9 protein-coding genes are annotated in these 14751 nt (G+C 26.0%); 8 read left to right on the top strand and 1 reads right to left on the bottom strand.

The features are described 5' to 3' along the window. Positions 1–61: 61 nt before the first annotated feature. The 8 genes from H612_RS0103455 (at position 62) to gltS (ending at position 14310) form a co-directional block, all read left to right on the top strand. The gene (locus H612_RS0103455) at positions 62–1201 is read left to right on the top strand and encodes an exonuclease SbcCD subunit D (protein ID WP_027130191.1); all 1140 of its coding nucleotides are present in this window, start codon (positions 62–64) and stop codon (positions 1199–1201) included. Then, on the top strand, positions 1188–4220 hold the full coding sequence (locus H612_RS0103450; protein WP_027130190.1) for an AAA family ATPase: 3033 nt from the start codon (positions 1188–1190) through the stop codon (positions 4218–4220). Before H612_RS0103455 ends, H612_RS0103450 begins: the two co-directional genes overlap by 14 nt. A gap of 180 nt (positions 4221–4400) precedes the next feature. Continuing rightward, positions 4401–8252 carry a PD-(D/E)XK nuclease family protein gene (locus tag H612_RS0103445; protein ID WP_027130189.1) on the top strand — a complete coding sequence of 1284 codons (3852 nt, stop codon included), beginning with the start codon at positions 4401–4403 and terminating at the stop codon, positions 8250–8252. Between the two features lie 301 nt (positions 8253–8553). Continuing rightward, on the top strand, positions 8554–10053 hold the full coding sequence (gene dltA / locus H612_RS0103440) for a D-alanine--poly(phosphoribitol) ligase subunit DltA (protein ID WP_027130188.1): 1500 nt from the start codon (positions 8554–8556) through the stop codon (positions 10051–10053). A 1-nt stretch (position 10054) separates the two neighbouring features. Next, positions 10055–11215 (top strand): D-alanyl-lipoteichoic acid biosynthesis protein DltB, encoded by a 1161-nt coding sequence (dltB, locus tag H612_RS0103435; protein ID WP_027130187.1) that lies wholly within the window; start codon positions 10055–10057, stop codon positions 11213–11215. A 104-nt stretch (positions 11216–11319) separates the two neighbouring features. After that, positions 11320–11556, top strand: coding sequence for a D-alanine--poly(phosphoribitol) ligase subunit DltC (gene dltC, locus H612_RS0103430; protein WP_027130186.1), 237 nt, complete (start codon positions 11320–11322; stop codon positions 11554–11556). 1 nt (position 11557) lies between these two features. Then, on the top strand, positions 11558–12730 hold the full coding sequence (gene dltD / locus H612_RS0103425; protein ID WP_027130185.1) for a D-alanyl-lipoteichoic acid biosynthesis protein DltD: 1173 nt from the start codon (positions 11558–11560) through the stop codon (positions 12728–12730). A 371-nt stretch (positions 12731–13101) separates the two neighbouring features. Then, complete coding sequence (gene gltS / locus H612_RS0103420) at positions 13102–14310, top strand: sodium/glutamate symporter (protein WP_027130184.1); 1209 nt, start codon at positions 13102–13104, stop codon at positions 14308–14310. A gap of 113 nt (positions 14311–14423) precedes the next feature. On the opposite strand, the gene H612_RS0103415 is transcribed toward gltS, so the two are convergent. After that, positions 14424–14751: IS30 family transposase (locus H612_RS0103415; protein ID WP_027130183.1), on the bottom strand; the 328-nt coding region annotated here is incomplete at its 5' end.

Here is a 14751-nt window from a genome sequence, read left to right as displayed (position 1 = left end):
ATTATAAATTCATATTATTCATGTTATAATATATTGGTAGGATATTTTTTGGAGGTACATTATGAAATTTTTGCATACGGCTGATTGGCATATTGGAAGAAAATTGCAGGGTGTAGATTTATTAGAAGAGCAAAAATATATTTTGGAAAAGTTAATTGAGACTATAAAGGAACATAATCCAGATTTTTTAATCATTGCGGGTGATTTATATGATAGAAGCGTACCGAGCAGAGAAGCAACAGCATTGTTGCAGCAAATTTTGGTCGAAATTAATATAGAATGTGCCTTACCTATTTTTGCAATTAGTGGTAATCATGATAGTAGGGAGAGACTTTCTGTAGGGGAAGCATGGTTTAGCCAGCATAGTTTTTATTTGCATACTGAAATGAAACAGGTTTTTTCAAAAATTGAATTTGGCAATGCTGATATTTATATGTTGCCTTATTTTGAACCATATGAGGCAAGAGAATATTTTTCAGATGACACTCTAACATCCCACCACTTGGCAACTAAGAGGGTTATTGATGAAATTTATAAAAATATGGATGACAACAAAATAAATATTCTTATTGCTCATACTTTTGTTGCGGGAAGTTTAGAGACTGATTCAGAAAGAGAAATTTCTGTTGGGACTGTAGAAAATGTTGCAGTAGATGTTTTTGAAAAATTTGATTACGTCGCACTTGGTCATCTACATAATCCTAATGCAGCAAGCAGTGATAGGATAAAGTATAGCGGTAGTCCTCTTGCTTATTCATTTGGTGAGGCGAATCAGATTAAAGGAGTTAGGATTGTTGAAATAACTAAGGATAGGTTTGATGAAAAATTTCTTCCATTAGAACCAAGACGAAAGATGTACAATATAGTTGCTGACTATAATGAAATATTTTCAAAAAAATATCAAGAAAAATTTGATTGTAAAAATGGATTTTTTAGTATGGAACTTAGTGGACTAGAAGGGATAACAGATCCTATGCCAAGAATAAAAGAATTTTATCCAAATACATTATTATTAAAAGCAAAATCTAAAAAATCAGATAATAACAATACTTCTGAAGTAACAAAAGAAGTATTAACTAAGAGTCCTTTTGAATTAATTGAAAATTTTTATAAAGAGCAAGTTAACGAAGAACTTACAGATAAACAAAAAGAAACATTAATAAAAATTATAGGGGAGGTTGAAGTAGATGAAGCCAATTAGACTTGAATTAAGAGAGTTTGGTCCTTATAAATATGAAATAATTGACTGGAGTAAAATAATAGACGAACCTATATTTTTAATTACTGGAAAAACTGGTTCGGGGAAATCTACTTTATTTGATGCGATGACTTATGCTTTATATAATAAAACTACTGGAGGAAAAGATATATCAAGTTTAAGAACAAAAACAGCAGATGATAAGGATAGAACGATTGTTATTTTTGATTTTGAGTTAAAAAACAATCATTATAGAATTGAAAGAACTTTGGCATATTTAAAACAGGGAAATAAAAATTTAACATCTGCCAAAGTTGTCCTTATGGAGATTTTTGATAATGAAACAAAAATTATCGCAACAAAAGAGCAGGAAGTAAAAGAAAAAATTGAACAATTAATAGGTTTAGATGACAAGCAGTTTTGTCAAATTATAATATTACCACAAGGGAAATTTAAAGAATTTTTGTTATCAAAATCAAGTGAAAAAAAAGAGACCTTACGTTCATTATTTGATACATACTTTTACCAAAAATTTGTTGATAGATTGCAAGAATATTCAAAACAATTAGATGGAGATTATAAAATTAAAGAAAGAGAGCTTATTAATAGATTCGGGCAATTTGATTTTGAAACAAATTTAAGTAATTTTGAATTCTTGAAAGAAGATAATTTTCAAGAAGTTAAAGAATTTTTAGCTATTCAAGAAAGAACTGTCAAAGTACTTGATGTTGAACTTCAAAAAAAGGAAATGGAATTAGCTATTTTACAAAAAGAATACACTGAATTGGATAAATTAAATGATAAGTTTATAACTTTGAATAATTTAGTTAAGGATTTTGAAAAACTCTCAAAAGATAAGGATAAAATTTTAGAATTGAAAAAACTTGTAGAGAAGTTAGAAGAACTTGAAAAGAATAAAACTAAAATATTTGAATATGATAAACTTATAAAAAAAATAGGAGAACTTGAAAAAGATAAGGCTAGTTTAGAAAAAGAAAATCTTTTACATAAATTGGATATTGAAGAAAATAAAAAATTAAAAAAGTCTCTAGATAAAGTTAAGGAAGAAATAAAGTGTAACCGAAGTTATATTTCTAAAACAGCATATTTTTACAATAATATTGAACACTATGCTACAGCTTTTTCAGATAAAAAAGATTATAGTGAAAAAATTAAAAACTTAGAAGCTGACAAGAAAAAGTTAGACTTCCTAAATGAAGATTTAAAAAAATTAAATGATCAATTTAAAAATCTTAGTAATGATAGGGATAAACTAAATAATAACTTAATTAATTTGAAATTGGAAATTTTAAAAAAAGAATCAGAAGTTGAAAAATTAGAAAAATATAATGAGCTAGAATTAGAAATTGTTAAGGAGCTAGAAGAAATAGAAACTCAAAAAGTTGAGATAATAAGCTTAGAAGAGCAGCAAGAAAGTGTTAAATTAGAAGTTGAGAAGTTAGAAAGAAATAAAAATCAAGAAATTTTAAATACTTTTTTAGAAAAACTTCATGATGGAGATAATTGTCCACTATGTAAGCAGAAAATAGAACATTTACCAAAAATAAAAAAAGAGAATTTCATAGGCAATAACGAAAATTTAAAAATTGATTTAGACAAAATTACAACTGATCTTATTACTTTAAGAGTAAATTTTAAAAAAAATCAAGAAAATCTTAATAAGTTGGAATTAAATAAAGTTGATCAAGAAAGATTTTTGAACAAAGAAGCTAATAGTGAGCTTAAAGAATTAAAAGCTAAAAAAGAAATTACAGATAAAAAATTAGAAATTAATAATGAAAGTTTGAAAGATTTAGCAGATGAAATAGCTTTTACTGAAGAAAAAATAAACATATTATCTGAAAAACTTATTTTTGAAGATGAATATAAAGAAAAATTGTCACTTGCAAATTCAAAAGTTAATCAATATCAAGAGAGTATTGATATTAGAACAGATGAATTTGAGAAGTATTATAAGAAAATAGAAACTCAAGTTTTATTATTTGAAAAAGATATTGAGAAATATAAAAATGTGGAAAGTAAATTATTAATAAAAGAAAAAGAATTAGAAGTTGAACTAAAAAATAATAAAAAGAATTTAGAAGAGGTGACTTTTGAAAAAATAGAGTTTGACAAAAATTTTGAAAATTCAAAGCTACAGTTGTATTATTCAACCATAGAAGTTGCTAAGGAAAATTTATCTGCTGTTGAAAAATTGGATGTCTATCGAAATGAAATTTTAGAGTTTGAAGATAAAGAAAAATTAACAGTGGGTAATATTACAAGGTTGGAAAAAGAACTTTCTGATAGAGAACAACCAAATTTGGAAGAATCTAATTTAAAGGTACTGAAAAAAGAGCAGGAAGTAAATGATGTTAAAGAGGAAGTTGTAAGTATAAAAAATACATTTAAAAGTAATAAAATTCTTTACAAAATTTTATACAAAGAATTTAAACTTTGGAAAGAAAATGTTAGAGAAAGTAGAGAAATTCTTGGACTTAGCAATGTGATAAGTGGTAAGACAGATAGTAAAAAATCTTTGGAAACTTATGTACAAGGGTATTATTTAGATTTGATATTAGAAGCTGCAACGAAAAGACTTTTACAGATGACTAACGATAGATATAGCTTTGAAAGAAGAATAGAGCGATCCAAAGGTGGAGGTTTACAGGGATTAGATATAGAGATTCATGATATATATTTAAATAGTACTAGAGTGGTGAACTCACTTTCAGGTGGTGAATTGTTTTTAGCATCGTTATCGTTAGCTTTAGGTTTAGCAGAAGTTATTCAAAATGAAAGTGGAGGAATTTCGTTAGAGACGATTTTTATTGATGAAGGATTTGGTTCACTTGATACAGAGACATTAGATGTAGCAATTTCAACTTTGATAGATTTGCAATCTTATGGAAGAAACATAGGCATAATTTCTCATGTAAGTGAATTAAAGGAAAATATAAGACCTAAAATGGAAGTTTACTCAGAAAATAATTATGCGAAAATAAGAATAACAGGGATTTAAGATGAACTTTTGCGTAATTAACATATTTGTATAAAAATTGCTATAAAAAGTATTAGCAAAAGATAGAAATAAATATTTAGAAAGTAAATTTTATTATGTATGAAGTGTAATGTTTTGAAATAAGATATAGAAAGAATTTGTTATAGATAATTTATTAAAGTTGATATGAGGAGGTAGCTAATGGAATTGGAGTTGGTAGTTTCGCCAAGCGGTTTTGGTAAAACTCACTTTATTTTGGATGATATAGAAAAAACTAGAAATAATAATAAAATCATAATATTAACACCAGAACAAAATAGTTTCAATTTTGAAAAAATTCTTTGTGAAAGGTTTGGAGGAACGTTTAATATAGATGTTATGAATTTTTCTAGTTTAACAAAGAAATTTGGAAAAATGTTAGGTCTAGAAAACTTGAAAAATTTAAGTGATGATGTTAAACCATTTTATTTTTATAAAGCGGCGATTAATCTTGCTAATACTCAAAATTTTCTAGTAGCAAGAATACTTCAAGATAGTAACTTTATAGAAGTTGTGAATAAGATTATTAAGGAATTAAAAGAATATAAAGTAACTGTGGGAACTTTAGAAGAATATTTAGAAAAAAATCCTAATCTTGAAATTGCTAGAAAAAATAAATTGGAAGCAATTTTAGAAATTTACTTAGAATATACAAGGTTAATAAAAATTGATAATGTTTTTGATAAAGAAGATTATGTTAATGAACTACTATTTTACATGAAATACCTAGATCTATCAGATTATATATTTTATATAGATGCTTATTATAATTTTACTGCACAAGAGTATAGCTACATAGAAAAATTGATTTTAAATTCTAAAAAGGTAGTTTTGAGTGTGATAGCTGATGCCAACAGATATTTTAATTTTGATTTGGGTCAAATTACGGCTGGTTTTGATTTAAGTAATTTGGAATATAATCAATTTTATTTATCAGATTTGCATAAAAATGATAAATATAAACTAGATATTTTTAGAAAATCACACGAAGTAGTTGCAAGCATTAATGAAATTATTTATCGAAATATTGATATCCGATACAGGGTAGTTGCTTTGGTAAGTAAAAATGAAATTTATACATTAGCCTTTGAGATATGTAAAAATAAGGTCACTAATTTTAAAGTATTAAATAGTCACGAAAGTCGTTTTAAGGGGAGTGCAAATTTTTGTTTAGCTAGTGAATATTATAAAGCATTTAAATCATCAAGAAAAAATGATAATAGCATTGCACTTATTTGTGCAAAAAATAAGGAACTAGAAATTCGACAAGTTGCTAGAGAAATTTTAAAGTTAAAAATAAAAGAAAATATTTCTAATTCAGATGTAGCCATTTTGTACAGAGATAAAGTATATGAAAATTATCAATATATTTTTAAAGACTATGGTCTTGATATACATATTGATAAGGATATTGATGTGAGTAATCACCGGTTAATAAAATTTTTGACGCAAGTTCTTAATATAGATAAGTTGACTTTTAAAAATGGTATCTTAAACATACTAAAAACAAAACTTAGTAATTTTGAAAATATCTACAAAAGAAAAGTAATATCTTCTATTCTATTCGATAAGACAGATTTAAATGAAAAAAGTTTTTTAAAAAACTTTTCTGAATTAAGTAAAGAAGAAATTCAAGATAGGATAACTAAGGAAGAAAATGACTTGGTTATTAACGAATTTTTTGAATATTCACTAGAAGAGATCAGTTCGAATGTAAAATATATTTCTATATTTGATTTGGAGAATATTTTTAATGAAAAATTGATTACTAGTGCTTCAGATTTGGATACGAAATTTTTCGTAGAAAGTACATATAAATACAATAAAAAACAGTTAGAATTATGTAGAGAAACAATAATTGAGTTATATAATGAGATTTTAAATATTTCCAAAAAAGATAATATACCAATCAAGCGTTATGTGAAAAAAATAGAGAATTTATTTAATTATTGTAATATTCGCATGTATCTAGATAAAGAAGATGGTGAATATGATGATATAGAAGAATTAAAGATAGATAGTATAGATAGACAAGTTTATAAGAAGACATTGCAATTATTAAACAATATAATTGAAACTTTTGGGGAAGAAAAGATAAGTTACAAAAAGTTTGTAGATTTATTAACTATGGGGTTTAAAACTATAAAATATAGATCAATACCCGAAATTAATAATTCGATTGTGATGTCAACTATGGATCTAGCTAAGGTTGAGAATAAAAAAATAGTTTTTGTTATTGGTTTTAATAAAGATGTGCTACCCATGTCTAAAAAAGCTGATCTTTTGGATGATGAAGATAAAGAGAATTTTTCTGATGAGAATATATTTTTATCACCAACTGTAAAAAGTTCGTTAATAGATGAGGAGTTTGTTGCTTATATAGCTTTGACAAGAGCAATCCGAAAAACCTATATTACCTATAGTACACTTGATAAAAGTTTCAAAGAAAATTTTTCTTCGCCATATCTAGCTGTAGTGAAAGCATTATTGTCGGATTTAGAAGAAAAGACAACTGATAAAATTTTAGAGTTTAATACTACATATTACGACTATTATGTAGATAATATGAATGAAATTTTAAACAGTAAAGAATTCAATTATCTATTTTCAAAATTATATCGTCGTTTCTTAGAAGTTCAAACTAGCAATCAAGAAGAAGCGGAAAAATTATCTATATTACTGACAAAATTTTTAGAAAATTATATAGTACCTAGTATTGAAAACGAAGTAGATTCTTATAAGGTTTATGAACAGCTTCATGATAGAATTTATTTTGATAGAGATAGTGTAGTGAAAAATTATTTAGGAAAGATAATAAGAAATTATAAATTTGAATTATCATTTAATAATATAGAGAATTTTTTAAATAAAAAAAGCAAACAATTTTCAAAATTTAGTATTTCTAAAATTTCAGATTATGAAAAAAATCCATACTTATTTTTTGTAAAAAGAATTTTGGGAATTCAGGAAGAGCGTGAAGTAGATATTGATAATTTAGTAGTGGGAAGATTTTTTCATGCAGTTATGGCAGATAAAAGAATAATAGATTTTATAGGTGACTGTGCTAATCAAATAGATATAGAAGTTATAAGTGATGAAGACATTATTAAAAATTTTGCTATAAGAAAAATAGTAGAGGATGTTATTTTTGAAAAGACTAATAAAGATATAGTAGAAGTACTAAACCTTATCAAGGTTTTGAAAACACGTAGTTATATTTTAAAAAATATGATAAATAGGTTGATTTTAGCAATAGGTGTAGAAATAAAGTATAAAGCAATAACGAAATATGGTCCAGAATTTTTAGAAAAAGAGTTCTCATTAACAATTACTAACTCTAAAATAACATGTAAAGATTTAGAAACAGAGGAAATTATCGTTAAAGATTTGGATAGAGAATATAATATTCCAAATATAAATTTTGTAGGTTTTATTGATAGAGTTGATGGTTTTGGAAAAAATATAACAATAATAGACTATAAGAGTAGTAAGACAGATTTTGAATTAGAAAAAATTGAGCTAGGATTTGTTTCACAAATCTTAACTTATGCTCTTGCTTGTGAATTATTATTTAATAAAAAATCTGAAGATATTCTAGGAATATTTTACAGAGAAATTGCCAAGATTGGAAAAGATATTAATACTTATCGCTTACGAGGGCTTGCAAATAGTGATTTGATTTTACAAAGTGATTTTAAAGATGAAACTAAAAATATTGCTTATGTTCGTACAACAAAAAAAGGAATCCACGCATCTGATAGCCATAAAGTATATAATAGTGATGAGTTAGAATTTCTTATAAACAAAAATTTGCACAATATGATGAAGCTATTAGAAGAAATTTATAAATTTGATTATTCATTAAGAAAATATGACATTGAAGATGAATATTTAACTGAAAAGTGGACACTTTTTAATTATGCAGCAAATTTAGATACTCGGTTAGAATTGCTTGAGAGAGTAGAACTTAGTAAAAAGGATTTAAGAAAAAAAATCTTAGAAAGTAAAAATTAATTTAGAGGTAAAATTATGGGTGAAGCTATAAAGTAACTGGGGGTTAAAACAGTTAGTTACTTTATAGCTTCTATATTTTATCGTTTTATTGTTTAAAGAAAAAGAGTAAAATAAAAAGTAGAAAAAATTTTTTTAACTGTCTATTTTTTAATTATTTTTTAATAACTTTTGTTAAAATTTGTATTATAATAGGTTGTAGAAAACGATTTATTTACTCTTAAGAAAATAATATAAGTTATAAGAATATGATAGAACTAAAATTCTTTTAAATTTTTCAGATTTTAGTATATAAAGGAGACATATGAGAGGGACATTTTTAGAACAAATAAAAAAATATGAAAATGACACAAAATTTTGCTATATAAATAATATATATAAAGATGAAAATTTAACTTATAAAAAACTGTTGGATTATTCTGATAGACTAGCTTATTATCTTGAAAAAAAATTAGAAAATGACAAAGGACCGATAGTAGTTTATGGGCATAAACATCCTTTTATGGTAGTCTATTTTCTAGCTTGTGTAAAATCAGGAAGAGCATTTTGTCCTGTGGATATAAATACACCACAAGAAAGAGTCGAAGAGATAATAAGAACTGTTGAATCAAAGATTGTACTAATTACAGAAGAACTAAATGTTAAAAGTGAAATTATAGATATTAAGAAAGCAAAAGAAATAATTACAACGACGGAGAAAAGGATAGACGAGAAACACTATGTAAAAGATGAAGATTTATATTATATAATCTTCACCTCAGGTAGTACAGGAAAACCTAAAGGAGTTTGCATTACGTACAACAATTTAAATAATTTTTTAGATTGGTATACTGAATACTACAAAGAAAAAGATAATTTAGTATTTCTAGGACACCCGCCATTTTCGTTTGATCTTTCGGTGATGTCGTTGTGGCCAAGTATTTATATGAAAAGCACACTTATTCAAATTGATAAAAGGCACCAAGAAAATTTTAAAGATATGTTTAGTGAGTTAGAAAAATCTAATGCAAATATTTGGATTTCGACCCCCTCATTTATAGAAATGTGTTTTATTGATGAGAACTTTAATCAAAATTTGTTACCACATGTTGAACAATTTGTTTTTTGTGGTGAGAAGTTGTTCAGTACAACAGTAGAGAAAATACATGAAAGATTTCCTAAGGCACAGGTAATAAATACTTACGGACCTACAGAATCAACTGTGATGGTAACATGGATAGAAATAACAAAAGAAATAAATGAAAGATATTCTACAAATCTTCCAGTAGGGGTGGTAAAAAAAGGAAGTAAAATAGAGTTAAAAGATAAAGATGAAGATGGCAAAGGTGAAATAGTAATAATTGGAGATACTGTGGCTAAGGGGTATTTTAAAAATGATAAAATAACAAAAGAGAGTTTTGATACAGATTTTGTAAATAATATAAAATATCGCAGCTATCGAACAGGGGATTTAGGGTATTATAAAGATTCTATGTTGTTTTGTGAAGGAAGAATGGATTTTCAAATAAAACTTCATGGACATAGAATAGAGTTAGAAGATATAGATAGTAACCTTTTAAAAAATGAAAAAATACGACAAGCAGCAACTGTCCCAAATTATCAAGATGGAAGGGTAAAGTATTTAGTTTCGTTTGTCGTCTATAACAAAAAAATAGAAAAAAGGTTTGATGAAATAAAAGAAATAAAAAGAAAACTAAAAAATTTAATTCCAGAATATATGATACCTAAAAAAATAGTGTTTCTAGAAGAAATGCCGCTTAATAACAATGGAAAAATAGATAAGAAAAAATTAAAGGGGATGTAAGATGAATTATTTTGAGGGAAATGAGTTTTTCTTTTTCTTATTTCTAGCACTAATATTTGGATTTATTTTAAGGTTGTTCGAAAAAAATATTTCAAATTATATATTAGTCTTATCATTAATTTTTGCTGTAGCAATCTATGGAAAAAGTAAAGCTATGTTTGCTTACCTAATAGGATTTTTACTTTATGAATATTGTTTAGTTTTAGTAGCACAAAAAAATATAAGTAAGAAAATTATATTAAAAATCCTAGTTATTTTTTCAATATTGCCACTTGTTGTAAATAAGATATTTTCACTGACCTCTTTGCATATTTTAGGGTTTATAGGGATTTCATATATGTCATTTAAAACTATTCAGATTATGATAGAGATAAATGATGGTTTAATAAAAGAAAAAATTACTTTAAAAAATTTTCTTCAATTTTTATTATTTTTTCCAACAATAAGTGCAGGTCCTATTGATAGGAGTAGAAGATTTGAAGAAGATTTAAAAGCTCCAATAAATCGTTTAGAATATTTTGAATTAGTGGGAGAAGGTCTTTATAGACTTGTTTTAGGATTATTTTATAAAGTGGTTTTGTCAACATTTTTTTATCATTATTTAGTTTCTTTAGATTTTCAGACGACTTTATTATATTCAGTAAAATATATGTACTTATATACACTGTATTTATTTTTTGATTTTGCTGGGTATAGTTTGATGGCAGTAGGAAGTAGCAATATTCTTGGAATACGAACACCAATGAATTTTAATAAGCCATTTTTAAGTGTGGATATTAAAGATTTTTGGAATAGATGGCATATAACTTTATCAACATGGCTGAGAGATTTTGTTTTTTCTAGAGTTTTTATGGGAGCAACAAAAAAGAAATGCTTCAAAAAAAGACTCACTACAGCAATGTATGCATATATGGTAAATATGATTTTAATGGGTTTATGGCATGGATTGACTCTTAGTTATATAGCTTACGGATTTTATCATGGGATATTAATGGCTGGTTTTGAATATTATCAAAAAAAATCAAAGTTTTATAAAAAAAATAAAAATAAAAAATGGTATAAAATACTTAGTTGGTTTATCACAATAAATCTTGTAGTTATAGGTTTGTTTATTTTCTCAGGGAAAGCACAAAAAATAATAACAATTTTACTAAAGATGTAAGAAAATAAACTGTATAGTAAGCAAATATTTTAGGGTTTATATTTAAATTATGAATAAGATAAAAATTACCATAATAATTTGAAAAAGATAAAGGAGGAATCTTAATGTTAAGAGAAGAAGTTTTAGATATGTTAGAGGAAATTTGTGAGGACGAAATAGTAAAAGAGGATTTGGATATCAATATGAAAGAGGAAGGTTTGATGGATTCATTAGCTTTTGTGGAAATGTTGGTAAAAATAGAGGAGAATTTTGGAGTGAATATTGCTCCAACCGAAGTAACTTATGAAGATATTGATACCCCAAACAAGGTTATTAACTACTTAGAAAATAGGATAAAGTAAAATGATAAGATTGAAAGCGTTTTTAGTATCAATAATACTGGTTGTAGTATCGCTAATTGTAATAGATCGGGTTTATATAAAAAAGATAGAAAATTATTACAAAGTAAAAGATAATAGTGTAAGGTACAATACCTCATATGAGAAATATAAGAGTAGAGATATAATAACAAAAAATATTACTAACAATACTACAGTATTGCTAGGTTCTTCGGAACTTACAACAACAATAAATGAAAGCTATCATCCTAAAAAAATATTTAATTATAAAGATTTTAATATAATGCAAATAGGGGTGGGACATTCGCAAAATATAATTCATGCGGCAACTCTTGGCTCCATCGGAGATAATATAAAAAATAATCAAGTGGTTATGGTTCAATCGATTCAATGGTTTGATAATAAAAATGGGATTTTGAAAGGTGCATTTTTATCAAGGATTTCAGAAGAACATGTCTACAATACTATGAACAATAGTAGAATTAGCAAGTCTACAAAAGAGAAATTTATTAACAGAGTAATAGAATTATCGTCTGAGAACAAAGAGATGCATAAAAAGTTTAAAAATTACAAAAAATACTTTTTAGAAGAAAAAGGGAATGTTATCTCTAAACAATTTATGAAATTTGATAATTATATCTATAGCTTAAAAAATAAATATCAATTTTATAAAAATAAGTCAATCGAGAATTATCCAACCTCAGGTGATAGCACCCCTAACTATAATTGGAATGAATTAAAAGAAAAATTTACAAAAGAAGCACAGAAAAAAACAGATAATAATACATATGGAATTGATAATTTATATTATGATAAATACATTAAATCACAATATGATAAATTGAAAAATATTTCAAAAAATACAAAATATGATGATTCTCCGGAATATAAGGATTTAGATATATTTTTATCGATAGCAAAAGATTTAGGAATAAAGTTGAAATTTGCTATTTTTCCTGCTAATGGCAAGTGGAGTGATTATACAGGGATTGATAAACATAAAAGAGAAGTAGCTTATAATAAGTTAAAGAAAATAGCGAAAGAAAATAATGTGGATGTTCTAGATTATACGGGCAAAGAATATGAAAACTACTATCTTTGTGATACTATGCACTTAGGATGGAGAGGATGGTTAGACTTTGAAAGAGATCTTTACAAACTTGCAAAAGAAAATTAATGATAGACAAAAAATGATTTTATGGACAATATTTTTTTATATTTTAATAATGACAATTATAATATACTGTTTTGTAACGGATTTTTCTAATATAAAAGAATATGTGTATAGTAATTTTTAGAATTATAAAAAAGAAAGGTTTTAAACTGTTGAGTTAATGTTTAAAACTTTTCTTTTTTATCAATAAAACTATTCTGTCAAATTATCTGACGCAGTTTTGAAAAAAACAAAAATAAATAGTATTATGATTATGGGTATTTTAAAACTATTAATAATAAGAAAATTCGATTCGAGAAACTTAACAGATTTCGAGTCGAAGTTTTCTTTTATAGATATTTATGAAAGAAAATTTAACAAGGAAAGGGAAATATATGTACAATATAAAAATGGATATGATTCAAACTGTAGGCTTAGCAGTTATTATTTTAATAGTAGGTCGACTTTTAAGAAAGAAAGTAAAAATATTTGAAATATATTGTATACCTTCGCCAGTAATTGGAGGATTTCTATTTGCAATATTTAATTTAGTTTTAAGACAAACAAATTTAATTATTTTTGAATTTGATAATACATTACAAAGTTTCTTTATGACTTTATTTTTTACTAGCATAGGATTTAATGCAAGTTGGAGATTATTAAAAGTTGGTGGAAAAAAGGTAGTATTATTTTTAATTTTAGCAATCGTTTTGGTAATTTTGCAAAATATAATGGCACTTGGAGTAGGAATTTTAAGTGGTGTTGATCCTTTAGTGGCTTTACTTACTGGTTCTACTGCAATGACGGGTGGTCATGGAACTGCTGCAGCAATGGCTCCAATAGTTGAAGAGATGGGGCATACAGGTGCCAAAAGTGTTGCAATAGCAGCAGCAACATTTGGTTTAATTGCAGGTTCTAGCATAGGTGGTCCACTTGCTAATGGGTTGATTAGAAGGAAAAAAATAGAAGTTATTGTAGAGAAAATTGACGATGAAAAAATAAAAAATGATGAATTTTTATTTGATAATGATGTGAAAAAACTAGATGGAGAAAATTTCGCTAAAGCATTCTTTTTAATTTTACTTTCTATGTTTATAGGAAGTTATGTATCTGCTTATTTAAATCAATTTTTAAATTTTCCAAGTTATATAGGGCCGATGATTGTCGCAGCTGTTTTAAGAAATATTTCTGATTCAACGAATAAGTTTGATCTTCATTATGAAGAAATTCATATTTTAGAAGATGTATCATTAAATTTATTTTTAGGAATGGCAATGATAAGCTTAAAACTTTGGGAATTAGGTAATGTCGCTGGACAATTAGCTTTATTATTAATTGCACAAGTAGTTCTTGCTTATCTATTTATTTATTTTGTAACATTCAGAGTAATGGGAAGTAATTATGATGCTGCAGTCCTTTCAGCGGGACATGCAGGTTTTGGATTAGGAGCGACACCTAATGGAATTGCTAATATGCAAAGCGTTTGTGATAGATATAAATATTCACATATTGCCTTTTTTGTAATGCCGATAGTTGGTGCATTATTTATTGATTTTTTCAACGTAGCAATAATAAGTGGATTTTTCTCATTTTTAGCGAGATAATAGAAAAAGAGTAGTAGGTAGAAATTTCTAGCCAAGCTACTCTTCTTATCTTGTTGGTTGCACTTTTTATATTAGTTATTTTTATTGGTGAATTGCAAATAAAAGTGCAACACCTAACTCAATAAATTAATCTCGTGTAACAATGCTTCGAATGGTGTTGAAAAATTTAGACATTTTCTTGGTCTATTATTCAATTGGACTAAATTTTCAATTAGTTCAGTCAAATTAATATTACTCAAATTAGTCTTTTTAGGGTCCCTAAAAAGACCATTACTATTCTCATTAGAACCTCGTTGCCAAGAAGAATATGGATCTGCAAAGTAAAAATCTATTCCCATCTTTTCTACATCTTTATAGCAAGAAAATTCTTTTCCTCTATCAGAGGTAAAGGACTTTAAAGCTTTATTAGGAAGTAATAAACATAGAACTTTAATAGCTTTA

The organism is Gemella cuniculi DSM 15828 (assembly GCF_000425665.1).
Lineage (GTDB): Bacteria > Bacillota > Bacilli > Staphylococcales > Gemellaceae > Gemella > Gemella cuniculi.
This window is presented reverse-complemented; position numbering and strand designations above follow the sequence as displayed.